We start from the raw sequence: 23,158 nt of genomic DNA on the forward strand, positions 1-23,158 counted from the left end.
CTCTCCGGGCTGCGAGTGACGATTCCCGTCCGGCGGACGGGAAAACAGTCTGCATTACTGGGTGAACAGGGCAGCTATCTTGTTGATCCCGCGCTCCAGCCGCGACTCCAGGGGCTCCGGTGCCGGCGTCCCTGTGGTGTCGGGCACGGCGGCGGCAACCCCTTCCGCCGCGGTATCGGCGTACTGCTTGAGCACGGGCAGGGCATCATCTGCCTGCTCGGGGGGCAGATCGGAGCGGTAAGTGATGGTGAGGCCGGCTGCCCGGTAGGTGGCGGACCAGGGAGAGGTGCTCGAAACCTGCATTGGACCACCTTGGCCGGCGGTGCCCTCCCCCGCCGGGCCGCCCGGTGCCGGTGTGGCGTTGCCGGCCGGTTGATGATCAACCGGGTGCTGTTCCGTGACGGTGGCGTGATGGGTACCGTCGGTGAGCCGCAGCTCCACTGCAGGTTGCCCGTCAACCACCAGCGCCCTGGCCGCTTCCACATGGAATCCCATGGCCTGCAGTTCGGGGCAGGCCCACCCCTCGGAACGCAACGTGGCCAGCTGCGCGGCGGTCAAGGTCCGGCCGTCCGCAGGGGTCTGGGACGAGACGTGCGAAAAGGCTGCTTCGGTCCCCGCCCGTTCCCCGGCCGCAGGGTCTCCCGCTGCCGTGAAGGCCCCTACGGCCAGCACTCCGGCCGCTGCCATGGTTCCGCCCGCGGTGAATGCAAGTGCCCGGGCGGCCACACGGGAGGTCCCGCCCTGATGGGCAGGGGCGGGCGGCTGGGCTGCCAATTCGTGGGTGCGGGTCAGCAGCCGCGCCGTCAGGTCCTGGCTGGCGGGCGGAATGGGAGCATCGCGCAGACGCTCCAGGTACTGCCGTTCCCGGCGCACGGCCGCAGCACACTCCTGGCAGGCCTCAAGGTGGCTGCCGCTGCGCTGATGCCTGCCGCCGAAAGGAAACTGGGACTTCATGTGCCGTTCAGAGGATGCCGGCGATGCGTGGCATCGCAAGCTTGCGGCGGGACTGCTGCGGGCGGGGGTCCCGGTGGGCCAGCTTTTCACGGAGCATGGTCCTGCCACGGTGGATGCGCGAGCGGACGGTGCCCAGCTTCACGCCCAGGGCCTCGGCGACTTCGTCGTAGGACAGCCCCTCGAGGTCGCACAGGACCACGGCGGCACGGAAGTCCGGCGGCAGTTCCTCCAGCGCGGCCTGTACGTCCAGGTCCAGGTTGTTCAGCTCGAAGCTCTGCTCCGGCCCCGGCTCACGGCCGGGCAGCCGGGACTCGGCGTCCTCCGCGAGGGCGTCGAAACGGATGCGGGTCCTGCGCCGGGCCTGGTCAAGGAACAGGTTGGTGGTGATGCGGTGCAGCCAGCCATCGAGTGTTCCTGGCTTGAAGTTCTCCAGCGACCGGAAGACGCGGACAAACACCTCCTGGGTGAGGTCCTCGGCGTCGTACTTGTTTCCGGTCAGGCGGTACGCCAGCCGGTACACCTTTGCGGAATGGTTGGTGACCACTTCTTCCCAGGTGGGACGGACCCACTCATCATCGGGATTGTTTACTGCAGGGACAGGTGCCACAACTGAAGATGACATCGTCCACTCCCCTCGTGGAATGCTAACGCCCGGATACTGTTGACATCTCTGATTCGGCGCCGGTCACCTTTTGGATGAGCGGATATCAATCATGTCAAACTTGGCTGGGAATTTCCTGACCATGGGCAAACTTCAGCCTTCGGCGCAACGGCCGCTTTCCCGGCCGGCCGGCCCGAACACAGTAGGCTTGAGGAGACATTCCCCCCTTACGCCCAGAAAGCGATAATTCATGAGCGCCGACAAATCCAGCAGCTGGTCCTATGCAGAAGATCTGCCCGCTGAGGATGAGGTTATGCTTCGGGCCCGGGAACGTTCATTTGAATTGGGAGTAAGCGCCATCAGCCCCGGCGTGGGGGCCGTCCTGACGGTGCTGGCCGCCGCCTCCAAAGCCCAGACCGCCGTCGAGATCGGCACCGGCGCCGGCGTCTCCGGCGTCTGCCTGCTGCGGGGCCTGGGACCGCACGCAGTCCTGACCACCATCGACGTGGATGTGGAGCACCTGAGGGCCGCCCGCGAAGCGTTTGCGGAGGCCGGCAGTCCCGCCAACCGCACCCGCACCATTTCCGGCCGTGCGGGCGACGTCCTGCCACGGCTGACCGATGGCGCCTACGACCTCGTCTTCATCGACGCGGACAAGCCGGGCCTTCCGGGCTATGTGGAGCAGGCCATCCGGCTGCTGAAACCCGCGGGGCTGCTGGTCATCAATGACGCGCTGGACAAGGACAAGGTTGCCAACCCGGCGGGCCGGGAGGCCACCACGGTGGTCCTGCGGCAGGTGGGCAGGGCAATCCGCGACGACGACAGGCTGGCGTCGGCAATGCTCCCCACAGGCGATGGCCTGCTGGTGGCAGTCAAGAAGTAAGCCTCCCAAAAAAGGACAGGGTGCGCAGCCCGCGGGCCGCGCACCCTGTCCGGTACGACTATTCGGTAACGCCTACCAGGCATTCCTTGAGGTTGGCTGCCTCGGCAGCGTTCAGTTCGACCACCAGGCGTCCGCCGCCTTCGAGCGGGACGCGCATGATCAGGCTGCGGCCCTCCTTGGTGACTTCCATTGGGCCGTCGCCGGTGCGTGGTTTCATAGCCGCCATGAGGAATTCCCCTCCATTTTGTCCCAGGACTGATCAGCCCGGGCGGGCTGTGTCCGCATGTCGATCAGGCCGCTATGGCGGGGTGGTGGTGCCACCGCCAAGGCTGCGCGTTTTCTGAATGCTTTTGTCCTTGCTTACCTATCATTATCGCGGAATTACCCGTACGTAGCTAATCGATGGACATTTTCCGGCAACTGTTATTTCTCGGCTGACCTGCGCGGAAGCCTGATTTGTCAGGGCGGATAATCCCCTCCGCCGGGAAGCTGCGCCCAGGCCCAGAGCCAGACGATCCAGACCATCTGAAGCAGCAGGAACATCACCACCACCGTGCCCCGGTAAGCCCTGGAACGGGACAGGAACGCCGCCCCCAGGGCCAGTGGAAACAGCGGCAGCAGCATCCTGAAGGTGCTGGTTTGCGGATGGAGGAACATCAGCAGGTAACCCATGTAGCAGGCGCACCAGAGCCGCAGTTCGACGCCGAGCCGCACCACCGGGGGAAGGAACAGCATGGCAATGAACAGTGCCACGAAAACCACGGGGGCCAGAAGGCCCAGCACGGGGCCGAAGAGTTCGACGCCGGTGTCGAACCACGGCTGGAAGGGGACCAGGTCCTGGCCCCGCCACACCGTCTCGGTTTTGGTATAGGCCTGCGGGTCGCCCGTCGCTGCCCAGGCGGCGGCGGGCCAGGCCAGCGCGGAAACGCCTGCGACGGCGGTGAGCCCCGTCAGTGCCGCCAGGTCCCGGAGGGAATGGGCTGCTTCATCCGCGCCGCGCTGCCGCCCCTTCCGGATGTGCGCGGCGGCGCGGAAGACCAGCAGCAGCCCCGCCATGGCGGCGAAGGGGACGCCCACCGGCCGGGACAGGCACAGCAGGAACACCACGGGGATGGCCCAGAGGTACTGCCGGCGTACTACCAGCAGCAGGGCCGCGGCCAGCAGCAGGAGTGACAGCGGCTCGGCATACGGGACCTGCAGCACGGCGGAGACGGGAAAAGTCGAAAAGAACGCTACCCCCCACATGGCCGGCACGTGTGCGGCCTTCTGCCGGAAGAGCGTGTAGACCACCAGGGCGGCCGCCCAGCCGGCCAGCATGGCGATGAGGGTCAGCGAGGCGGCAGGGTTCAAGCCGGTGAGGCGGCTAAGTCCACCGGCCAGTGCAGGATAGAGCGGGTAGAAAGCCCACGTATTTTCCTGCACATTGCCGGCGGCATCCGTGGGAAGGATTGACGGGTAGCCGTTGGCGATGACCTGGGCGTACCAGCGGGCGTCCCAGATGTTGATGAAGTTCCAGTAATCCGGCTTGGGCGGGAACCAGGGGTTGACGCCCTGGTGGAGCGCCGCGGCCATGAAGATGCAGGCCGAAACGAGGCGTGCGGCGGCATACAGGCCGGTGACCTGGAGCCACCACGGCCAGTTGCGGACGGCTGAGGCCAGGTGCCGGGCCAGGGTGCCGGCAGAGGGCGGAGCGTTGCGGGGGGCCACCGTGCTCACAGGCCGCCCTGTCCCGGCACGGCAACCTCGTCGGCCTCCCCACTCCCGGCGTTCCCGCTGCCTGGCACTTCAGGTGCCCTCCCGCCGGGTGCCGCGGGTCCGCCGTCGGAAGCCTGCTCCCCCGCCTGCTCCATGGCAGCCAGCCGGATACGCAGCTCCGCCAGCTCGGTGTCCCTTGCGGTCAACTGGTCCCGCAGCTCGTCCAGGACCTGGTCCACCTGGTCCATCCGGTAGCCGCGCAGGCCAAGCGAAAAGCGGATCTGCTCAACGTCTTCCGGAGCGGCACGCTCCGGAAGCAGCACGGGCGGCAGGTTGGCGGGCGGCTCGTCGAATCCCCCGTCCAAAAGGGCGGGCAGCGCAGCCCCGCCGGTCTTGCGGGCGCGCCGGCCCAGGCCGGCCCAAAGGACGGCCGCCACCAGCACGACGGCCAGGAAAACGAGGAAGAAGCTCACGGTTCCATCGTGCCAGACCGGCGGCCCGGACTTTGGCCTGCAGCTACTCCGGCCGCTGTTCCCCGTTCAGGGACGGTGTCACGCCTGCATGCAGGACCCGGTCCACTGCCTCCGCGGGATCGTCCACGAGCTGGATCAGGTCCAGGTCCTTTTCCGAGACCATGCCTTCGGCCACCAGGGTGCCCCTGATCCAGTCGATCATCGGTCCCCAGAATTCGACGCCGAGGAGCACGATGGGAAACGAGGTCACCTTGCGCGTCTGGACCAGGACCATGGCCTCGAACAGCTCATCCAGGGTGCCCAGCCCGCCGGGGAGCACAATGAAGCCCTGCGCGTATTTGACGAACATCGTCTTGCGGGCAAAGAAGTACCGGAAGTTGATGCCCAGGTCCACCCACTGGTTCAGGCCCTGCTCGAACGGCAACTCGATGCCAAGGCCAACCGATACGCCGTTGCCCTCCACCGTCCCCCGGTTGGCCGCCTCCATGGAGCCCGGCCCGCCACCGGTAATTACCGCGACTCCGGCTTCGGCGAGCTTGCGGCCCACCTCCACACCCATCTCGTAGTACTGGCTGCCCGGTTTGGTCCGCGCCGAGCCGAAAACGCTGACCGCTTTTCCAATGTCTGCCAGGGCACCGAAACCTTCGACGAATTCACTCTGGATCCGCAGGACCCGCCACGGATCGGTGTGGACAAACTGGCCCGGACCCTTGGTATCAAGCAGGTGTTGGTCCGACATCTCCACGGCCGCCTGCTTGCGCCGCAGCTCAAGGGGCCCCTTACGGCGGGGCTGGGAATTCTTGGCCGGATCTGCGTTGATACTCATTCCCCTAGGCTAACCTCCCACTCCAGGTATCTCTTGAATCACGATCAGCAGGAACTTGGGGTGATTGGCGTCATAACGCACGGTTCTTCGCTAGATTCGTTCCTATGACTACTCATGTGCCCGGCGATGCCCTCGTCTCCCTGAACGCCGTAAACAAGCATTACGGCCAGCTGCACGTTTTGAAGGACATCAACCTGCAGGTCCGCAAGGGCGAGGTTGTTGTGGTCATCGGACCCTCGGGATCCGGTAAGTCCACCCTCTGCCGGGCCATCAACCGCCTGGAAACCATTGAGGGCGGAACCATCAGCATCGACGGGAAAGTCCTCCCCGAGGAAGGCAAGGAGCTCGCGCAGCTCCGTGCCGACGTCGGAATGGTTTTCCAGTCCTTCAACCTCTTCGCCCACAAGACGATCCTCGAGAACGTGACCCTGGGGCCCATCAAGGTCAAGGGCGTGTCCAAGGCGGCCGCGGAAAAGGACGCCATGGCCCTGCTCGAACGGGTGGGCGTGGGCCACCAGGCGCCCAAGCTGCCGGCCCAGCTCTCCGGCGGCCAGCAGCAGCGTGTGGCGATTGCCCGCGCCCTGGCAATGAAGCCGAAGGTCATGCTGTTCGATGAGCCCACATCCGCACTGGACCCCGAAATGATCAACGAGGTCCTGGACGTCATGGTCCAGTTGGCCAAGGAAGGCATGACCATGATTGTGGTCACGCACGAGATGGGCTTCGCCCGCAAGGCCGCCGACCGCGTGGTGTTCATGGCGGACGGCCAGATCGTCGAGGACGCCACCCCGGAGGAATTCTTCACCAACCCGAAGAGCGACCGCGCCAAGGACTTCCTGTCCAAGCTCCTCACCCACTGAGTTATTCGAACCATCACACGTCAGTTCGCATCCAGGCCGGAAACCCACGGCCACCAATGAAAGGAATGTCATGAAGGCATTTATGTCCAGGCGGAAATCCTTCGTCGTGGCGGCCACCGCTGCCCTCGCCCTGTCCCTCAGCGCCTGTGGCGGCGGAGACTCGGGTGGCTCCAGCAACCCCAGCCCCGTTGAGAAGCCGTCGTTCGCTGCCGGAACCACCATGGCAAAGCTGTCCTCCGCCGGCACCATCAAGATCGGCACCAAGTTCGACCAGCCACTGTTCGGCCAGGTTGGCCTGGACGGCAAGCCCGTCGGTTTCGACGTTGAAATCGGCAAGCTGATCGCCGCCAAGCTGGGCATCGCCGCGGACAAGATCGAATGGTCCGAGACCGTTTCGGCCAACCGCGAGCCCTTCATTGAGCAGGGCAAGGTGGATCTGGTAATTGCCACCTACACCATCAGCGACAAGCGCAAGCAGGTTGTCGACTTCGCCGGCCCGTACTACGAAGCCGGCCAGGCCCTCATGGTGAACAAGGACAACGACTCCATCAAGAAGCCCGAGGACGTCAAGGGCAAGAAGGTCTGCTCCGTGACGGGCTCCACCCCGGCCGCCACCATCGTGGACAAGTACGGCGCGGAACTGGTTCCGGCCGCCACCTACTCCGCCTGCCTGGAGCCGCTTCGCAACAAGCAGGTTGAAGCCGTCACCACGGACAACGTGATCCTCGCCGGTTTCGTTGACAAGGAGCCGGATGCCTTCAAGCTCGCCTCAGAGGAAACCTTCACCAAGGAGCCTTACGGCATCGGCCTGAAGAAGGGTGATACCGAGTTCCGCAACTGGATCAACGACCAGCTGGAATCCTTCGGGAAGGACGGCTCGTACAAGAAGGCGTGGGAAGCCACCGCAGGTTCGGTTATCAAGACCGCGCCCAGCCTCCCGGCCATCAACCGTTACTAAGTAGCGTCCGCCATGCTGCCGGGGCCCCTCAACGGCCCCGGCAGCACAGCCTTCAATCCGTCCACGCTTACAGCCGAAGGATCTTATGGACGTCATCTTTGAAAACCTGCCCCTGTACTGGGAGGGTTTTCTCCGCACTCTTTTCCTTTCCGTCGTCTCCGGTATCTTCGCGTTGATCCTTGGCACTTTGCTGGCCGCGGCACGCGTCTCCCCGGTTGCGGCACTCCGCGGTTTCAGCACCGTCTACGTGGAAGTCCTCCGCAACACCCCGCTGACCATCGCGTTCTTCTTTGCAGCAGTCGTGCTCCCCCGTATCGGAGTCAAGTTCGAACAGTTCGAGATCGCCGCGATCATCGCCCTCAGCACCTACACCGCCGCGTTCATCGCCGAAGCTGTCCGCTCAGGTGTCAACAGCGTGCCTGTCGGCCAGGCCGAGGCAGCGCGCAGCATCGGCATGAAGTTCGGCCAGGTGCTCTCGCTCATCATCCTCCCCCAGGCCCTGCGGACGGTGATCCCGCCGCTGATCAACATCCTGATCGCGCTCGTCAAGAACTCTTCGGTGGCCGGCGCCTTCTTCGTCCTGGAGCTGTTCGGCTACGGCCGCCAGCTGGCCAACGCCAACGGCGACGCCGTCATCACCGTCCTGCTGGGCACGGCGTTCTTCTATCTGCTCCTCACCGTTCCGCTGGGAATCCTCGCCAACACGGTGGAACGAAAGGTGGCGATTGCCCGATGAGCTCGGTTCTCTACGACGTCCCCGGCCCCAAAGCGCGCCGGGTCTCCCTCATTGCCTCGATCATCGGCGGCCTGCTGATTCTCGGCCTGCTGGCCTGGGTGGTCACGATCCTCGCCCAGCAGGGCATCTTCGAGGCGCGCCGCTGGCAAATCTTCACCCGCGGCGACGTGTGGCAGCTGCTCGGTAAAGGGCTGGGGTCCACGCTTTCCGCAGCCGCACTGGCGGCAGTCATCGCGTTCCCGCTGGGCCTGCTGCTGTGCCTGCTCCGCATTTCGGATGCCGCATTCATTCGGATTCCCATGAGGATCATCCTGGAATTCCTCCGCGGCATGCCCGTGGTCCTCATGATGCTCTTCATCCTGCTCGGGTTCGGCACCTCGGCGTTCATCGCCGTCGTGGCCGGCCTGGTGCTGTACAACGCTGCGGTCTTTGCCGAGATCATCCGCGCCGGCATCCAGTCCCTGCCCAAGGGACAACGGGAAGCCGGCCTGGCCATCGGCCTCACCAGCTACAAGTCCCGCATGCTGATCGAGCTGCCGCAGGCGATCCGCCGCATGATGCCGTCCCTCGTGGCGCAGATGGTGGTGCTGCTGAAGGACACCTCGCTGGGCTACATTGTGGCGTACGGCGAGCTGCTGCGCGCGGTGCAGGTCATGGCGGACTTCCTTGGCACGCAGTACCTGTTCCCCATCTTCTTCGTGGCGGCGGCCATTTACATCGCCATCAACATCTCGGTCTCGCGGCTTGCCGTGTGGATCGAGCGCCGCGGCTCCAAGAAGGCAGCCGGGGGCATGGCGAAGGCCGAACCCGATGTTTTGGAAGCTGCGGCTCCGTAGCTTCCAAGAGCCCACAACAGGAAAGGTCCGGAGCTCCCGTGGGGAGTTCCGGACCTTTCCTGTTCGTGGACCGTCAGGCAGCGAGCCAGCTCTGCACGGCGGCCAGGCACTTGCGGATGGCGTCGGCGTGGACGTGCTCGTCGTCCTTGTGCGCCAGCAGCGCGTCCCCCGGGCCGAAGTTCACCGCCGGGATGCCCAGCTCACTGAAGCGGGCGACGTCGGTCCAGCCGTATTTGGGCTTGGGCTCGGCTCCCACGGCGGCCACGAACGAGGCGGCAGCCGGGTGCTGCAGTCCGGGCCGCGCGCCGGCGGCGGCATCGGTGCGGACCACGTCGAAGCCCGCCAGCAGCTCCCGGACGTGGGCTTCGGCTTGGTCCGGCGTCTTGTCCGGGGCGAACCGGTAATTGATCTCGACGACGCAGCGGTCCGGGATGACGTTCCCGGCCGTGCCGCCGTTGATCTTCACCGCGTTGAGGCTTTCCCGGTAATCGAGCCCGTCGACATTGATGATCCGGGGTTCGTAGGCAGCCAGGCGGGCAAGGATCGGTGCCGCGGCGTGGATGGCGTTGCTGCCCATCCAGGCGCGGGCCGAGTGGGCGGCCTCCCCCACCGTGCTTGCCTCGAACCGGCTGGTGCCGTTGCAGCCGCCCTCCACCGTGCCGTCCGTCGGTTCCAGCAGGATGGCGAAGTCCCCCTTCAGCAGGTCGCCGTGGTTGCGGACCAGGCGTCCCAGTCCGCTCTTCACGGCCTCCACTTCCTCGTGGTCATAGAAGACGAAGGTGACGTCCCGCTTGGGCTGCGCGCCGCCGTCGAACAATCCTGCCGCCAGTGCGAGCTGGACCGCCACCCCGCCCTTCATGTCCGTGGCCCCGCGGCCATAAAGGACGCCCTCGCCCGGAACACCCGATTCCCAGCTGGAGGGAACGGTGCCCCGGGATCCTTCGGTGAGCGGAAGCGGCACTGTGTCCAGGTGGCCGGCAAGGATCACACGCTCAGCGAGTCCAAGTTCGGTCCGGGCGATGATGGCGTCGCCGTCGCGCACCACGGCCAGCTGGGGAATCCCGAGCAAGGCGGACTCGACGGCGTCCGCGAGCTGCTTTTCATTGCCGGACACGCTGTTGATGTCCATGAGCGCTGCGGTCAGCAGCGCCACGTCCTGGCGGAGGTCAAGGGTGGACACGGAAGAGTCTGGGGCGGTTTCAGCAGTCACGAAGCCAGTCTAGTTCGAACCCCATGCCCCGCCCTCGATAGACTGGGGCACATGACTGAGACCGCTTCCTCTGCCGTGCCCGAAACCCTGACCTCCAACGCTGATGACCGTTCCGCCTACGGTTTTGGCGTAGCCACCATTGCCACCGGCGACGCCACCGTCCTGGACGTCTGGTTCCCCGCGCCGGCACTGGGAGTTGCGGCGGAGAACCTCCGCACGGTGGACAACGCGGATGAAACCCTGGTGCAGATCGCCGAGAACGGCACGGACGAGGACCGCGGCACCGAGCAGAAGGTGGTCTTTGTCCAGATCAACCTCGATGAAGCCCCGGCGGACACCGCGGACGCCTACCTCCGCCTCCACCTCCTCTCGCACCGCCTGGTCCAGCCCAACACCATCAACCTGGACGGCATCTTCGGCAAGCTTCCCAACGTGGTGTGGACCAACTTCGGCCCGGCCGCCGTCGAAGGCTTCGAACTGACACGCGCAAGGCTTCGCCGCCGGGGCGCCGTCACCGTCTACGGCGTGGACAAGTTCCCGCGCATGGTGGACTACGTGGTCCCCTCCGGCGTCAGGATTGCCGACGCCGACCGGGTCCGCCTGGGCGCGCACCTCGCCGCCGGCACCACAGTCATGCACGAGGGCTTCGTCAACTTCAACGCCGGCACCCTGGGCACCTCCATGGTGGAAGGCCGTATCTCCGCAGGTGTCGTGGCCGGCGACGGCAGCGATGTTGGCGGCGGCGCCTCCATCATGGGCACCCTGTCCGGCGGCGGCAAGGAAAAGATCACCATCGGTGAGCGCGTCCTGCTCGGTGCGAACTCCGGCGTGGGCATCAGCATCGGGGATGATTCCGTGGTGGAAGCCGGGCTTTACGTCACGGCAGGCACCCGGGTCCGCGTTCCGGGCCCCAAGGACGAGGTGGGCGATGACACCACCAAGATCGTCAAGGCCGCCGAACTCTCCGGCGTGCCCAACCTGCTGTTCCGCCGCAACTCCACCACGGGGGCGGTGGAGGCCCTGCCCCGCAAGGGCCAGACCGTTGAACTGAACGACGCCCTGCACGCCAACTGATCCCTTCGTGGCACGCAGACGCGGCCTGCGCCGCCTGGCGGTGCTGCTGCTCACCCTCGCACTGGCAGCGGGCGGAATTTACACAGCAGTGTTCTTCGTGCAGCGTTCCGAAACCCTCGTTTCGGAGCGCTGCACCGCTGCGGCCGGCAACCGGACCGGTGAACTTGCGCCGGACCAGGCGGCCAACGCCGCGCTGATTACCGCGGCGGCCGTCAGGCGGGGACTGCCGGCGCGCGCCGCCACCATTGCCATCGCCACTGCCATGCAGGAGTCGAAGCTGCGCAACATCGGGCACGGCGACCAGGCCGGTCCGGACTCGCGGGGGCTTTTCCAGCAGCGTCCGTCCCAGGGTTGGGGCACGGAGGCCGAGATCATGGACCCCTACTATGCCGTTAATGCCTTCTATGACGCGCTGGTGAAAATTCCGGGCTACGAGGCGCTCGACATCACCGATGCAGCTCAGCGGGTCCAGAAGTCGGCCTACCCCAAGGCATATGCCCAGCACGAGGACATGGGCCGGGCCTTTGCCTCCGGACTCACCGGACAGACGCCGGCCGGAGTGCAGTGCACGCTCCGCTCCCCGGCGGCCGGCGGGACAACAGCATCGGTGGCCACCGACCTGGACCAGGCCTACGGCGGCGTGGACTCACAGGTTGACGGCGCCACCCTGGTGGTGGACGCCGACGGCGCGCTGGCATGGTCGGTTGCCCAGTGGGCGGTTGCCAACGCCAAGGACCTGGCCGTCACCCAGGTGGAGGTGGCAGGCCGGACCTGGCACCGTCCCGATGGGGACGGATGGCAGGCTTCAGGGGCCCCGGAGGGACAGGTGCGCATCACCGTACGTCAGGACAACGGCGGCAGCTGAAGGGCCGCCGTCGTCCTGCCTTAAGGGCGGCTAGACCAGGATTTCCAGCACCGGCTGGACGTAGCTGCGGAGGAGGTCCGGCTGCCCCATCAAATCCTGGCTCATGATGATCTTGTCGGGCTCCAGGTACCAGGCCCGCTGCTCGTCCAGCGGCAGCTCGATGATGGTCAGCTTGAAGTCCCGCGAGTCCCGCCCCACTTCCATCAGCCTGTCGTCCACCATGTCCTCAAGCAGCTGGTCCGTTCCGGAGGCCACCCGTTCGGCCTCGAGCTCGGCGTATTCGCTCCTGCGCTCCCTGGCCCAAGTGAGGGCGGAGCCGAAATGGGCCTGCAGGACCCGCTGCAGGGCCGGAGAGTTGCCGAACGCGTCAAAACTGGGCGGGGAGAGTTCCGGCGATGTGTGCGGATGGGCCTTCAGCAGCTGCTCCCACCAGGCCTCCCACTCGGTCTTCAGCGCGCTGATGCCACCAACGTCGGCCGTCAGGTGGGAGTGGTCAGCCGAACGGACCTTCGGCGACGCATGGGACAGCATCGGTTGTCCCACTCCGTTCAAGCCGGCCGCATCCCGGACGTACAGTGCGATCATCATTGGCCCGGACGTGTCGGTGGTGATCTGCCACCCTGAACCGCTTGCGTGATGCATCCAAAGTCCTTCCCTGGCCTTCCCATGCCGGGCGGCATGACCCGCTCTGCAGTACCCGGCTATCAGTCTATTCCCGCAGCCAGTTCCCGGTAGTGCAGGATTGGACCCGGGCGCCTACCGTGCCAGTCCGTCCAGGTGCCGCTCAAGCACGTCGCGGCACATCTGCGCTGTCATCCAGCCCGGTTGCAGCAGGGCATGCATGCACAGGCCGTCCAGGGTGGCCAGAAGGCGTTCCGCCTCCACCACCAGGTTCTCCTGCGGTTCATCTTCGGGGAGCAGGGATGCAACCACTACGCCCACGATGGCGGCCACCTCGCGGTGGCTGCGGTCGGCCTCGGCGGCAAGGAACGGCCTGATCCGCGCCGCGTTCTTGAAGGCAAGCCAGGCGCAGGCCTCCACAGCTGATTCCTCATCCAGCGGAAGCATGCCGCCCAGGAGGGTCAGAACCGCCTGCCGCTGTTCAGGGCTGGCCTGGGCAGCCTCCTGCACGCCCGGCAGCAGTGCCTCCAGCCTGCCGACCACCCGGTCCACCACGGTGCCGAACGAGAAGGCCAGCAGTTCATCACTGCCAGCGAAGTAGTGCCGGACGGAACCGACTGCCAGGCCGGCCTCGTCCGCCACTTCGCGCAGCGAGGCACGTTCCAGCCCATCGACGGCGATGATGCGCAGAACCGCTTGGACAACATCCTGACGCCGGGCATCCGCGTCTACTATTTTGGGCACCATTCTTATTAGCACACTTGTGCTTCCACTGCCGCCTCCACCGTCCGGTCGACGCCCGCCATCCGGGACGCAGGGGCGGGGACCGCTTCCCGTGGGATAGCGTTGAGGCATGAAAATCTTGGTCACAGGGGGTACCGGCTACATCGGTTCCCACACTGTTCTTTCCCTGCAGGAAGCCGGCCACGACGTGGCCGTCATCGACAACCTGGTCAACTCCAGCGAGGAGTCACTGCGCCGCGTGGCTGAGCTCAGCGGCAAGACCGCGGAGTTCCACAACGTCGACCTGGTGGACGAGGCCGCCGTCGACAAGGTCTTCGCCGGCGCCGGCATTGACGCCGTCATCCACTTCGCCGGGCTCAAGGCCGTGGGCGAATCAGTGCAGCAGCCGCTCAAGTACTACTACAACAACCTGGTGGGCACGCTCAACCTCATCCGCGTCATGGACCGGCACGACGTCCGCTCCATTGTCTTCAGCTCGTCCGCCACCGTCTACGGCGAACACAACCCCATCCCCTATGTGGAAAAGATGGAAATCGGCGCCAACAACCCCTACGGGCGCACCAAGGAACAGATCGAGGACATCCTCTCCGATCTTGGCGCAGCCGACTCCCGCTGGCACATAGCACTGCTGCGCTACTTCAACCCGGTGGGCGCGCACCCCTCAGGACGCATCGGCGAAGATCCCCAGGGCATCCCCAACAACCTGGTTCCCTTCATCGCCCAGGTGGCGGTGGGCCGCCGCGAGAAGCTCATGGTCTTCGGCGGCGACTACGACACCCCGGACGGCACCTGCCTGCGCGACTACATCCATGTGGTGGACCTGGCGGCAGGGCACGTCGCGGCACTGGACCACATTGCCGGCCGGACGGGCGTCTTCCGCTGGAACCTCGGCTCCGGCAAGGGCTCCTCCGTTCTGGAGGTCCTGCGCTCCTTCGAGAAGGCTGTGGGCAAGCCCATCCCCTACGAAATCACCAGCCGCCGGGCAGGGGACCTGCCCGCCTTCTGGGCCGACGCCACGTCCGCCCTGGCGGACCTGAGCTGGTCCACCACCAAGACGGTGGACCAGATGTGCGAGGACCACTGGCGCTGGCAGAAAAACAACCCCCAGGGCTACGCCTCGTAGTCCCCTTGAATGTGGCACAACGCGAAGCGGCCGCCCACCTTGGAAAGGTGGGCGGCCGCCGTCGTTATGGCCGGTTTCAGCGGACCGGGTAGTCCCGCTCCGGCTCGCCGATGTACAGCTGGCGCGGACGGCCGATCTTGGTGTTGGGATCGCTGATCATTTCACGCCACTGGGCAATCCAGCCGGGCAGGCGGCCGATGGCGAACAGGACGGTGAACATCTTCTCGGGGAAGCCCATGGCCTTGTAGATCAGGCCGGTGTAGAAGTCCACGTTCGGGTAGAGCTTGCGCTGGATGAAGTAGTCGTCGCTAAGCGCCTTCTCTTCCAGCCGCATGGCGATGTCCAGCAGTTCGTCGTTGCCGCCGAGCTTGCTGAGGATCTCGTGCGCCGTGGCCTTGACGATCTTGGCGCGCGGATCGTAGTTCTTGTACACGCGGTGCCCGAAGCCCATGAGGCGGACGCCGTCTTCCTTGTTCTTGACCTTCTCCATGTAGTCCTCGGGCTTGAGGCCCTCGGCCTGGATCTGGCGGAGCATCTTGAGCACGGCCTCGTTGGCACCGCCGTGGGCCGGGCCGAAGAGGGCGTTGATACCCGCCGAAACGGACGCGAAGAGGTTGGCGTTGGAGGAGCCCACCAGGCGCACGGTGGAAGTGGAACAGTTCTGCTCGTGGTCAGCGTGGAGGATGAGGAGCAGGTCCAGGGCCTTGACGATGACCGGGTCCAGCTCATACTGCTCGGCGGGCAGGCCGAAGCTGAGGCGCAGGAAGTTCTCCACCAGGTTCATCGAGTTGTCCGGGTACAGCATGGGCTGGCCGATGGACTTCTTGTGGGCGTAGGCGGCGATGACCGGCAGCTTGGCCATGAGCCGGATGGTGGAGACCTCCACCTGTTCGGCGTTGAACGGGTCCAGCGAGTCCTGGTAGAACGTGGACAGCGCGGACACGGCCGAGGACAGCACCGGCATGGGGTGCGCGTCGCGGGGGAAGCCGCCGAAGAAGCCCTTGAGCTCCTCGTGCAGCAGGGTGTGGCGGCGGATCTTCTGGTCGAACTCGTCCAGCTCGGTGGGCGTGGGCAGGTTGCCGTAGATCAGCAGGTAGGACACCTCAAGGAAGCTGGAGTGCTGCGCCAGCTGCTCGATGGGGTATCCGCGGTAGCGCAGGATGCCCGCATCGCCATCGATGTAGGTGATTGCCGAGGTGGTTGCTGCGGTGTTCATGAAGCCGGGGTCGAAGGTCACGGCACCGGTCTGCTTCAGCAGCTTGGAGACGTCGTAACCCTCGTTCCCTTCAACAACCTGGATGCGCGGGAGCTTCAGCTCGCCACCTGCGTGGAGCAGGGTCGCAGCATTGTTGGTCTCAGTCATGGAGTCCCCTTCATGAGGCTTCTGGGCCTCTGTCGAAAGCTTGATCCAACATCAGGTGAGCCGCGCACGAAGCCTGAGGAGACAGGTTCCAACACCCGGGCTGCCTTCTTGTAGAAAGCCACCATTGATAGTCACTTAAAAAGTACCGCCCCTTGGCGGGTGTCACTAATCCGCAGCCGTCAAATGCACCCTAAAACGCGCCTGATGTGGGGCGAGTCACACGATTATTACGTACCCTTAGGAGCCTGATCGGGCCAGGCGTGCCACGGCCGCATCGATCCGCTCGTCGGATCCGGTGAGGGCAACGCGGACATAGCCGTTGCCGGCGTCCCCGTAGAAGACGCCGGGTCCCACCACAATGCCGCGGTCAGCCAGGCGGGCCACCGTGTCCCACGTGTCCTCCCCCGCCGTCGACCAAAGGTACAGCCCGGCGTCGGAATCCTTGATCTCCAGGCCGAAGTCCAGCAGGGCGGGCACCAGCCGCTCCCGCCGGCCCCTGTAGAGGTCCTTTTGGGCCTCGACGTGGGAGTCGTCCCCCAGGGCCACACGCATGGCCTCCTGGACCGGGTAAGGGACAATCATGCCCGCGTGCTTGCGGCTGTTGACCAGGTTGGGCATCAGGTCCGGATCACCGGCCACGAATGCCGCGCGGTAGCCGGCGAGGTTGGACTGCTTGCTCAGCGAGTACACGGCAAGCAGGCCCTGGTGGGAGCCGCCCGCCACCTGCGGGTCCAGGATGCTGGGAACGCGCCGGCCGCCGCGCTGGACGTCCCAGTCCCCCCATCCGAGTTCGGCATAGCATTCGTCCGAGGCCACCACGGCACCCAGCTCACGCGCCTGTTCCACAAGCGCCTTGAGGGATTCGATGCCCCGGACGCTTCCCGTGGGGTTCCCGGGGGAATTGACCCAGATGAGGCGGACGCGCGAGCGGGTGGCGTCATCGAGTTCGTCCAGGTTGTCCGTTGCCACGGAGGTGACGCCTGCGAGGGTGGCGCCGATATCGTACGTCGGGTAGGCCACCTTGGGGCGTACGACGACGTCCCCCGGCTTGAGGCCCAGCAGCAGCGGAAGCCACGCAACGAGTTCCTTGGACCCCACCGTGGGCATGATGTTCCGGGGATCAAGGCCGGACACGCCGCGCCGGCGCTCGAACCAGCCCGCAATGGCTTCCCGGAGCGCCGGGGTGCCGTGCACCGTGGGATATCCCGGGGCATTCGCGGCCGCCTTCAGTGCATCCTGTATCAGCTGCGGCGTGGGATCGACGGGTGTCCCGATCGACAGGTTCACGGCTCCGCCGGGATGCTCCGAAGCCTTCGCCAGGTACGGCGCCATGGCCTCCCACGGGTAGTCGGGCAGGTCCAGGCCAAACGAATTCGTTGCTGCGGTCACGGCTTGCGTCCGCGTCAGTGGTCTTGGTTCTGCGGCGGCAGGGCGGCGATCATGGGGTGGTCCTTGCCCGTGTTGCCGACCTTGGCCGCGCCACCCGGGGACCCGAGGTCATCGAAGAACTCAACATTGGCCTTGTAGTAGTCGGCCCATTCCTCGGGGGTGTCATCCTCGTAGTAGATGGCCTCCACCGGGCACACCGGTTCACAGGCGCCGCAGTCAACGCATTCGTCCGGATGGATGTACAGCGAACGCTCGCCCTCATAGATGCAGTCGACCGGGCATTCCTCAATACATGCCTTGTCCTTAACATCCACACACGGCTGCGCGATTACGTACGTCACGTCCCTGGCCTCTCCACGTTGGGTTCCGGCTTCCCGCCGGCTCTTGCATCCGGCAGCACGGCCGGACTGTTGACATCTGAGCCTATTATCCCCCAGCCCGTTCCCGCGAACCTAGCCGGCGCACCTAGTATGAACTGGTGAGTCAGCCACTACCCGCACCCGCCCGCTTCCTTGCCTCGGCTGCGCCCGGCATCCGCGTGGTGGTGCGCTACCGGATCGAAGGAGGCCTCACGGACGCCCTGGGTCACCTGCTGGCCTGCGACGCCGGTTCCTGTACAGTCCGCACCCGGCAGGCCGACGTCGTTATTCCCCTTGGGCAGGTGGTGGCCGCCAAGGAGGTCCCGCCTGCTCCCCCGCGCCGCCCGGCCGTGCGCTGACTGCCGCTCCCGGTGCGCCCGGACTGCTCCTGCGCGCTGATCCCGGGCTTCATCGCGCCGTCCCGTACATGGCAAGTGCCTTACGGACGATTCCAACGAACTCCGCGGGGTCGCGGACCAGCATCTCGAACGTCACCCGGAGAGTTGGGACACCCCTGATGACGGTGACATTCCAACGCCGCCTGTCTTCCCGATAGGCCTCCCGGCTGCGCCTCGCGGCGAGCGTCCGCAGGTGGTGGAAACGGCTATGTGGAGAACGGACCCTGGCGCCGAAGTAGGCGCCCAGTGCGCCCACGCCGTCCCTGCGCATCGAGGCCGGGGTTGGCAGCGCCGCCTGGCTTAACGCAGAATGCCACCGGTGCAGTACCGGTGGCATTCTGGGCGTTCAGGCGTTGCTATGCCTTGGCGCGGGCGCGGTTGGCCTTGGCGCGCTCGTTGGTGTCCAGGATGACCTTGCGGATGCGGATGGCTTCCGGGGTCACCTCGACGCACTCGTCCTCGCGGGCGAATTCCAGCGATTCCTCGAGGGTGAGCTCGCGCGGCGGGGTCAGGTTCTCGAAGGTGTCGGAGGAAGCGGCACGCATGTTGGTGAGCTTCTTTTCCTTGGTGATGTTGACGTCCATGTCGTCGGCGCGGGAGTTCTCGCCCACGATCATGCCCTCGTACACCTCGGAGGTGGGCTTCACGAAGAAGGAGCCGCGTTCCTGCAGGTTGATCATGGCGAACGGGGTCACAACACCGGCACGGTCAGCAACCATGGAGCCGTTGGTGCGGTACTCGATGGGGCCGGCCCAGGGCTCGTAGCCTTCGGAGATGGACGCTGCGATGCCGGCGCCGCGGGTGTCGGTGAGGAACCGGGTGCGGAAGCCGATCAGGCCGCGGGCGGGAACGATGAACTCCATGCGGCACCAGCCGGTGCCGTGGTTGGCCATGTTGGTCATCCGGCCCTTGCGGGCAGCCATCAGCTGCGTGACGGCGCCCAGGTATTCCTCGGGCACGTCGATGGTCATGTGCTCCATCGGCTCGTGGATCTTGCCGTCAACGGTCTTGGTGACAACCTGCGGCTTGCCAACGGTCAGTTCGAAGCCTTCACGGCGCATCTGCTCAACCAGGATGGCCAGCGCCAGCTCGCCACGGCCCTGGACTTCCCAGGCATCCGGACGCTCGGTGGGGAGCACCTTGATGGAGACGTTACCGATCAGTTCCTTGTCCAGGCGGTCCTTGACCTGGCGGGCGGTGACCTTGGCGCCCTTGACCTTGCCGGCCAGCGGCGAGGTGTTGATACCGATTGTCATGGAGATCGCGGGATCGTCCACGGTGATCAGCGGCAGCGGCTGCGGGTTCTCGGCGTCGGTCAGGGTCTCACCGATGGTGATTTCCTCGATGCCGGCGACGGCGACGATTTCGCCCGGTCCGGCGGATTCCGCCGGAACGCGGTCCAGCGCCTTGGTGGCCAGGAGTTCGGTGATCTTGACGTTCTTGAGTTCACCGTTGGCGCGGGCCCAGGCAACTGTCTGGCCCTTGCGCAGGGTGCCGTTGTAGATGCGCAGCAGCGCCAGGCGGCCCAGGAACGGGGAAGCGTCCAGGTTGGTGACGTGCGCCTGCAGGACACCTTCGGGGTTGTAGGTGGGAGCCGGGATGTGTTCGATGATGGTCTTGAACAGCGGCTCAAGGTCCTCGTTGTCCGGGGCGGCACCGTTGGCGGGCTGCTCCAGCGATGCGCGGCCAACCTTGGCGGCGGCGTAGACAACGGGAACTTCCAGGACCTTGTCCAGGTCCAGGTCCGGCACCTCGTCGGCAAGGTCGGAGGCCAGGCCCAGGAGCAGGTCCATGGACTCGTGGACCACTTCGTCGATGCGGGCATCGGGGCGGTCGGTCTTGTTGACCAGCAGGATCACGGGAAGGTGCGCGGCAAGGGCCTTGCGCAGCACGAAGCGGGTCTGGGGCAGCGGGCCCTCAGAAGCGTCAACGAGGAGGACGACGCCGTCCACCATGGACAGGCCGCGCTCCACCTCGCCGCCGAAGTCGGCGTGGCCGGGGGTGTCGATGACGTTGATGGTGATGGTCTCGCCGTTGGAAGACGGACCGTTGTAGGCCACCGTAGTGTTCTTGGCCAGGATGGTGATGCCCTTTTCGCGCTCCAGGTCACCGGAGTCCATCACCCGGTCCTCGAGGTGGTTGTGCTCGGCAAAGGAGTTGGTCTGCTTGAGCATGGCGTCGACCAGGGTGGTCTTGCCGTGGTCAACGTGGGCCACAATCGCGACGTTGCGCAGGTCACTGCGCGATGCAGTGGCTACCGCGGTGTTGGTGGTGGTTTCAGACATGCGTAATGGCTCGATTCAGTGGAGTCAGCTGTTGTATCGCGACATTTCCAACTGGAACGCACGACGGACAAGGCCCTTGGCACAGGGCGCCTTCCTCTATTCTAGCCGCCCAGCCATTTGTTGGCCTAAATTCCGGCAGGTTTGCCGGCGCCGGGAATGCCGCGATCAGGCCCAACCGATCCGGCATGTGACTAAGTTCACTCCCACTTCCGCGTACGTGGCATGATGACTGTGACACAGCCCACTTCCGAGACCGCCGGAGACAACGATGCCCCCAGCCAAGGCCAGCACACCGCGGGGTGCCGCCCGGGCTGCCGCCGCCGCTGTGTCTGGCCTGGTCGCAGTATCGGCAGTGCTCGGACTCGCCGGCTGTGCGCTGTCCGGGGACTCTCCCCAGGGCGGCCTGGCACGGGCGGCAGCCGGCCAACCGGCGGACGGACAGGCGGCCGCGGGGCAAGCCGGCGGCGCAGGAGCGAAACCGGCCGTGGTGGCCACGTCCCGGATCCGCAATCCCGGAAACGGACGGCTCGAGGCGGTGGTTCCGGACATCAGCAGGACCGTGCTGCTGATTGGCGATTCACAGTCGGAACCCGCGGATGGCTGGCCGCGCCTGGGCCTCGCCGCTGCCGGCTACAACGTCTACTTCTGCGGCCGCGGCGGCACAGGCTTCGTGGCGGCGAACGGCTCCACGGGCAATTACATCGATGCCCTGCAGCGCGGGGACTGGCTGCTTCCCGCCGGAACGCCGGCACTGATCGTGATTGAGGGTGGCGGGAACGACGCCGCCGGGGGCGCCGGCGACGCGCAGATCGCAGGAAACGCCCAGCGGTTGCTTGCCGAACTGCGGACCCGCTATCCCGGCACGAGGATTGCCATGATAGGCACCCTGGCGCGGGGAGCAAACGACGGCGGTGGGCGCCGCAGCGAGGTGGACGCTCTGCTGGGTGCCGTGGCAGCAGCCAACGGACTTCCCTTTGTTTCCGTGGGCGACTGGCTCACCCGGTACGGACTGGCGAAAGACCTGGCGGATGCCGTCCACATGAACGCCGAAGGCCGTGTGGCGCTCGGTGGGATTCTTGAGCACAGGCTGCGCGAACTGGGACTGGACCGGAAACCGGCAGTGGAGCAGTGAAACAGCTTGAGCCGGGACCCGAAGATCCCGGCTCAAGCCGTTCAGCGAAAACGTTCCGCTACGCCACCTCAGGAGGAAGCATCAGCTTCGCACCGGGGATGGCGTTGAGCAGGGCCTTCGTGTATTCCTGCTGGGGCGACTCGAAAACATCGTCCGTGGATCCCGTTTCCACCAGGCGCCCCTTTTCCATGACGCACACATGGTCGGCAATTTGCCGCACCACTGCGAGGTCGTGGGTGATGAACAGGTAGGTCAGCCCAAGGTTGGCCTGGAGGTCGGCGAGCAGGTTCAGCACTTGCGCCTGAACCAGGACGTCGAGGGCGGAGACAGCCTCATCACAGATGATGACTTCGGGGTCCAGCGCCAGTGCCCGGGCAATGGCAACACGCTGCCGCTGCCCGCCTGACAGCTCGTTGGGATAGCGCTGCATGGCGGACTGTGGCAGTGCCACCTGGTCCAGCAGCGTCCGGACCTTCTTCTCCCGGCTGGCCTGGTCCCCGATCTTGTGGACCCGCAATGGCTCCTCGATGGTGCGGAAGATATTGTACATCGGATCGAGCGAGCCGTACGGGTCCTGGAAGATCGGCTGGACCCGCCGGCGGAACTTGAACAGTTCGCCGGGCTTCAGGGCCGACGTGTCGACGCCGTCGAACAGGATCCTCCCGTCCGTCGGCTTTTCCAGCTGGAGCACCATCTTGGCCACTGTGGACTTGCCGGATCCGGATTCCCCCACGATCGCCGTCGTGGTGCCGCGCCGGACGTCGAAGCTCACGCCGTCGACGGCTGCGAAGTCCGTCGCCTTGCCCAGCCCTGAGCGGAGCTTGTAGACCTTCCGCAGGTCCTGGATCTGCAGGAAGGTCTCCGGCTTCACCGTTTCGGCGGCAGGTGCCAGCAGGTCCGACGTCTCCACGCCCTGTTCCTTGGCCACCTGGATGCGGCGGCTGGCAAGGGAAGGCGCGGACTCGACGAGCCGCTTGGTGTACGGGTGCTGGGGATTGCGCAACAGTTCCAGTGACGGGCCCGCCTCAACGACGCGGCCCTGGTACATGACCACGACCTTGTCGGCACGCTCGGCGGCCAGGCCAAGATCGTGGGTGATCAGCAGCACCGACGTGCCCAGGTCCTTGGTCATGGTCTCCAAGTGGTCCAGGATCTGCCGCTGGACAGTGACGTCGAGGGCCGACGTCGGCTCGTCCGCAATCAGCAGGCGCGGCTGGCAGGAGAGGCCAATGGCGATCAGTGCACGCTGGCGCATACCGCCGGAGAACTCGTGCGGGTACTGGCTGGCCCGGCGCTTCGCGTCCGGAAGTCCCGCCTGGGACAGCACTTTGGCGATATCGTCCGGACCGCTGGGCCGGCCGTTCGCCCGCAGTGTTTCCCGGACCTGGTAACCGATCTTCCACACGGGATTCAGGTTGGACATCGGGTCCTGCGGAACCATGCCGATGGTGTTGCCGCGCAGCTCGATCATGCGTTGCTCGCTCGCATGGGCGATGTCCTCGCCGTCGAGCAGGATCTGGCCGCCGGACACCTTGCCGTTGTTGGGCAGCAGGCCGATGGCGGCCAGGGCGGTGGTGGACTTGCCGGAGCCCGACTCGCCCACGATGGCGACGGTTTCGCCGGGCATGATGGTCAGGTGCGCATCACGCACTGCCTTGACCTCGCCGCTGCCGGTCTTGAAGGTGATGGCAAGGTCGCGGATCTCCAGCAGCGGCCTTACACCGGCGGCCCCGGATTCATCAATACGGACGTCTGCACTGGTCATCTTGTTAT

The 23,158-nt window shown here is 65.8% G+C and carries 25 protein-coding genes; 10 read left to right on the plus strand and 15 right to left on the minus strand.

Annotated elements, in window-relative coordinates:
- Nucleotides 1–54: 54 nt before the first annotated feature.
- Nucleotides 55–954 carry an anti-sigma factor gene (locus LDO14_RS13640; RefSeq protein WP_223992156.1) on the minus strand — a complete coding sequence of 300 codons (900 nt, stop codon included), beginning with the start codon at nt 952–954 and terminating at the stop codon, nt 55–57.
- 7 nt (nt 955–961) lie between these two features.
- Nucleotides 962–1,576 carry an RNA polymerase sigma factor SigE gene (gene sigE, locus LDO14_RS13645; protein ID WP_026265669.1) on the minus strand — a complete coding sequence of 205 codons (615 nt, stop codon included), beginning with the start codon at nt 1,574–1,576 and terminating at the stop codon, nt 962–964.
- A gap of 229 nt (nt 1,577–1,805) precedes the next feature.
- On the opposite strand from sigE, the gene LDO14_RS13650 reads away from it, so the two are divergent.
- Complete coding sequence (locus LDO14_RS13650) at nt 1,806–2,438, plus strand: O-methyltransferase (RefSeq protein WP_018768591.1); 633 nt, start codon at nt 1,806–1,808, stop codon at nt 2,436–2,438.
- A 58-nt stretch (nt 2,439–2,496) separates the two neighbouring features.
- Here the strand turns inward: LDO14_RS13650 and LDO14_RS13655 are convergent, their stop codons facing one another.
- The 4 genes from LDO14_RS13655 to LDO14_RS13670 form a co-directional block, all read right to left on the minus strand.
- Nucleotides 2,497–2,664 carry a DUF3117 domain-containing protein gene (locus LDO14_RS13655; protein WP_009357720.1) on the minus strand — a complete coding sequence of 56 codons (168 nt, stop codon included), beginning with the start codon at nt 2,662–2,664 and terminating at the stop codon, nt 2,497–2,499.
- A 233-nt stretch (nt 2,665–2,897) separates the two neighbouring features.
- A complete protein-coding gene (locus LDO14_RS13660) occupies nt 2,898–4,154 on the minus strand; it encodes a hypothetical protein (RefSeq protein ID WP_223992157.1) in 1,257 nt (418 codons plus the stop codon).
- Entirely contained in the window at nt 4,151–4,606 is a 456-nt protein-coding gene (locus LDO14_RS13665) for a DivIVA domain-containing protein (protein WP_056394094.1), read from the minus strand. The genes LDO14_RS13660 and LDO14_RS13665 overlap by 4 nt, the downstream gene beginning before the upstream one ends.
- 43 nt (nt 4,607–4,649) lie before the next feature.
- Nucleotides 4,650–5,432, minus strand: coding sequence for a TIGR00730 family Rossman fold protein (locus tag LDO14_RS13670; protein WP_018768594.1), 783 nt, complete (start codon nt 5,430–5,432; stop codon nt 4,650–4,652).
- A gap of 104 nt (nt 5,433–5,536) precedes the next feature.
- Here LDO14_RS13670 and LDO14_RS13675 point away from each other — a divergent pair, with 104 nt between their 5' ends.
- The 4 genes from LDO14_RS13675 (at nt 5,537) to LDO14_RS13690 (ending at nt 8,822) form a co-directional block, all read left to right on the plus strand.
- Complete coding sequence (locus LDO14_RS13675; protein ID WP_026265670.1) at nt 5,537–6,292, plus strand: amino acid ABC transporter ATP-binding protein; 756 nt, start codon at nt 5,537–5,539, stop codon at nt 6,290–6,292.
- 70 nt (nt 6,293–6,362) lie between these two features.
- Entirely contained in the window at nt 6,363–7,250 is an 888-nt protein-coding gene (locus tag LDO14_RS13680) for a glutamate ABC transporter substrate-binding protein (protein WP_018768596.1), read from the plus strand.
- Nucleotides 7,251–7,335: 85 nt separating this feature from the next.
- Complete coding sequence (locus LDO14_RS13685) at nt 7,336–7,986, plus strand: ABC transporter permease subunit (RefSeq protein ID WP_018768597.1); 651 nt, start codon at nt 7,336–7,338, stop codon at nt 7,984–7,986.
- On the plus strand, nt 7,983–8,822 hold the full coding sequence (locus LDO14_RS13690) for an ABC transporter permease subunit (protein WP_018768598.1): 840 nt from the start codon (nt 7,983–7,985) through the stop codon (nt 8,820–8,822). Before LDO14_RS13685 ends, LDO14_RS13690 begins: the two co-directional genes overlap by 4 nt.
- 73 nt (nt 8,823–8,895) lie before the next feature.
- Here the strand turns inward: LDO14_RS13690 and dapE are convergent, their stop codons facing one another.
- A complete protein-coding gene (dapE, locus tag LDO14_RS13695) occupies nt 8,896–10,032 on the minus strand; it encodes a succinyl-diaminopimelate desuccinylase (RefSeq protein ID WP_223992159.1) in 1,137 nt (378 codons plus the stop codon).
- A 51-nt stretch (nt 10,033–10,083) separates the two neighbouring features.
- Between dapE and dapD the strand changes: the two genes are divergently transcribed.
- The gene (gene dapD, locus LDO14_RS13700; RefSeq protein ID WP_018768600.1) at nt 10,084–11,106 is read left to right on the plus strand and encodes a 2,3,4,5-tetrahydropyridine-2,6-dicarboxylate N-succinyltransferase; all 1,023 of its coding nucleotides are present in this window, start codon (nt 10,084–10,086) and stop codon (nt 11,104–11,106) included.
- Between the two features lie 7 nt (nt 11,107–11,113).
- The gene (locus LDO14_RS13705; RefSeq protein WP_223992161.1) at nt 11,114–11,971 is read left to right on the plus strand and encodes a hypothetical protein; all 858 of its coding nucleotides are present in this window, start codon (nt 11,114–11,116) and stop codon (nt 11,969–11,971) included.
- 30 nt (nt 11,972–12,001) lie between these two features.
- On the opposite strand, the gene LDO14_RS13710 is transcribed toward LDO14_RS13705, so the two are convergent.
- The gene (locus tag LDO14_RS13710) at nt 12,002–12,613 is read right to left on the minus strand and encodes a hypothetical protein (RefSeq protein ID WP_018768602.1); all 612 of its coding nucleotides are present in this window, start codon (nt 12,611–12,613) and stop codon (nt 12,002–12,004) included.
- 114 nt (nt 12,614–12,727) lie between these two features.
- Nucleotides 12,728–13,336 carry a TetR family transcriptional regulator C-terminal domain-containing protein gene (locus LDO14_RS13715; RefSeq protein ID WP_134163900.1) on the minus strand — a complete coding sequence of 203 codons (609 nt, stop codon included), beginning with the start codon at nt 13,334–13,336 and terminating at the stop codon, nt 12,728–12,730.
- A 109-nt stretch (nt 13,337–13,445) separates the two neighbouring features.
- Here LDO14_RS13715 and galE point away from each other — a divergent pair, with 109 nt between their 5' ends.
- A complete protein-coding gene (galE, locus tag LDO14_RS13720) occupies nt 13,446–14,459 on the plus strand; it encodes a UDP-glucose 4-epimerase GalE (protein ID WP_144599992.1) in 1,014 nt (337 codons plus the stop codon).
- 76 nt (nt 14,460–14,535) lie between these two features.
- Here the strand turns inward: galE and LDO14_RS13725 are convergent, their stop codons facing one another.
- The 3 genes from LDO14_RS13725 to fdxA all read right to left on the minus strand — a co-directional run bounded on the left by LDO14_RS13725 (nt 14,536) and on the right by fdxA (nt 17,552).
- Nucleotides 14,536–15,822: a citrate synthase gene (locus tag LDO14_RS13725; RefSeq protein ID WP_018768605.1), complete on the minus strand. Its 1,287-nt coding sequence runs from the start codon at nt 15,820–15,822 to the stop codon at nt 14,536–14,538.
- Nucleotides 15,823–16,059: 237 nt separating this feature from the next.
- On the minus strand, nt 16,060–17,211 hold the full coding sequence (dapC, locus tag LDO14_RS13730; protein ID WP_223992162.1) for a succinyldiaminopimelate transaminase: 1,152 nt from the start codon (nt 17,209–17,211) through the stop codon (nt 16,060–16,062).
- Nucleotides 17,212–17,225: 14 nt separating this feature from the next.
- The gene (gene fdxA / locus LDO14_RS13735; RefSeq protein ID WP_026265673.1) at nt 17,226–17,552 is read right to left on the minus strand and encodes a ferredoxin; all 327 of its coding nucleotides are present in this window, start codon (nt 17,550–17,552) and stop codon (nt 17,226–17,228) included.
- A gap of 137 nt (nt 17,553–17,689) precedes the next feature.
- Between fdxA and LDO14_RS13740 the strand changes: the two genes are divergently transcribed.
- Complete coding sequence (locus LDO14_RS13740) at nt 17,690–17,929, plus strand: hypothetical protein (RefSeq protein ID WP_043424755.1); 240 nt, start codon at nt 17,690–17,692, stop codon at nt 17,927–17,929.
- Between the two features lie 49 nt (nt 17,930–17,978).
- Here the strand turns inward: LDO14_RS13740 and LDO14_RS13745 are convergent, their stop codons facing one another.
- Together LDO14_RS13745 and typA are read right to left on the minus strand one after the other, a co-directional pair.
- Complete coding sequence (locus tag LDO14_RS13745; RefSeq protein ID WP_223992165.1) at nt 17,979–18,239, minus strand: hypothetical protein; 261 nt, start codon at nt 18,237–18,239, stop codon at nt 17,979–17,981.
- An 85-nt stretch (nt 18,240–18,324) separates the two neighbouring features.
- Entirely contained in the window at nt 18,325–20,253 is a 1,929-nt protein-coding gene (gene typA, locus LDO14_RS13750) for a translational GTPase TypA (protein WP_018768610.1), read from the minus strand.
- A 268-nt stretch (nt 20,254–20,521) separates the two neighbouring features.
- Between typA and LDO14_RS13755 the strand changes: the two genes are divergently transcribed.
- Nucleotides 20,522–21,385, plus strand: a complete 864-nt coding sequence (locus LDO14_RS13755) for an SGNH/GDSL hydrolase family protein (protein WP_223992167.1) — start codon at nt 20,522–20,524, stop codon at nt 21,383–21,385.
- 58 nt (nt 21,386–21,443) lie between these two features.
- Here the strand turns inward: LDO14_RS13755 and LDO14_RS13760 are convergent, their stop codons facing one another.
- On the minus strand, nt 21,444–23,150 hold the full coding sequence (locus LDO14_RS13760; RefSeq protein WP_223992169.1) for an ABC transporter ATP-binding protein: 1,707 nt from the start codon (nt 23,148–23,150) through the stop codon (nt 21,444–21,446).
- Between the last annotated feature and the right edge of the window lie 8 nt (nt 23,151–23,158).

The organism is Arthrobacter sp. NicSoilB11, from assembly GCF_019977375.1.
Taxonomy (GTDB): Bacteria; Actinomycetota; Actinomycetes; order Actinomycetales; family Micrococcaceae; genus Arthrobacter.

Excerpts from the sequence above, each read along its gene's own strand:
- LDO14_RS13670 (WP_018768594.1), bottom strand. The coding sequence starts at position 5,432 with ATGAGTATCAACGCAGATCCGGCCAAGAATTCCCAGCCCCGCCGTAAG.
- typA (WP_018768610.1), bottom strand. The coding sequence starts at position 20,253 with ATGTCTGAAACCACCACCAACACCGCGGTAGCCACTGCATCGCGCAGT.
- sigE (WP_026265669.1), bottom strand. The coding sequence starts at position 1,576 with ATGTCATCTTCAGTTGTGGCACCTGTCCCTGCAGTAAACAATCCCGAT.
- LDO14_RS13725 (WP_018768605.1), bottom strand. The coding sequence starts at position 15,822 with ATGACTGAGACCAACAATGCTGCGACCCTGCTCCACGCAGGTGGCGAG.
- LDO14_RS13655 (WP_009357720.1), bottom strand. The coding sequence starts at position 2,664 with ATGGCGGCTATGAAACCACGCACCGGCGACGGCCCAATGGAAGTCACC.
- LDO14_RS13760 (WP_223992169.1), bottom strand. The coding sequence starts at position 23,150 with ATGACCAGTGCAGACGTCCGTATTGATGAATCCGGGGCCGCCGGTGTA.
- dapD (WP_018768600.1), top strand. The coding sequence starts at position 10,084 with ATGACTGAGACCGCTTCCTCTGCCGTGCCCGAAACCCTGACCTCCAAC.
- LDO14_RS13675 (WP_026265670.1), top strand. The coding sequence starts at position 5,537 with ATGACTACTCATGTGCCCGGCGATGCCCTCGTCTCCCTGAACGCCGTA.
- LDO14_RS13755 (WP_223992167.1), top strand. The coding sequence starts at position 20,522 with ATGCCCCCAGCCAAGGCCAGCACACCGCGGGGTGCCGCCCGGGCTGCC.
- LDO14_RS13685 (WP_018768597.1), top strand. The coding sequence starts at position 7,336 with ATGGACGTCATCTTTGAAAACCTGCCCCTGTACTGGGAGGGTTTTCTC.
- LDO14_RS13650 (WP_018768591.1), top strand. The coding sequence starts at position 1,806 with ATGAGCGCCGACAAATCCAGCAGCTGGTCCTATGCAGAAGATCTGCCC.
- LDO14_RS13710 (WP_018768602.1), bottom strand. The coding sequence starts at position 12,613 with ATGCATCACGCAAGCGGTTCAGGGTGGCAGATCACCACCGACACGTCC.
- LDO14_RS13640 (WP_223992156.1), bottom strand. The coding sequence starts at position 954 with ATGAAGTCCCAGTTTCCTTTCGGCGGCAGGCATCAGCGCAGCGGCAGC.
- LDO14_RS13680 (WP_018768596.1), top strand. The coding sequence starts at position 6,363 with ATGAAGGCATTTATGTCCAGGCGGAAATCCTTCGTCGTGGCGGCCACC.
- galE (WP_144599992.1), top strand. The coding sequence starts at position 13,446 with ATGAAAATCTTGGTCACAGGGGGTACCGGCTACATCGGTTCCCACACT.
- LDO14_RS13690 (WP_018768598.1), top strand. The coding sequence starts at position 7,983 with ATGAGCTCGGTTCTCTACGACGTCCCCGGCCCCAAAGCGCGCCGGGTC.
- LDO14_RS13745 (WP_223992165.1), bottom strand. The coding sequence starts at position 18,239 with ATGCGCAGGGACGGCGTGGGCGCACTGGGCGCCTACTTCGGCGCCAGG.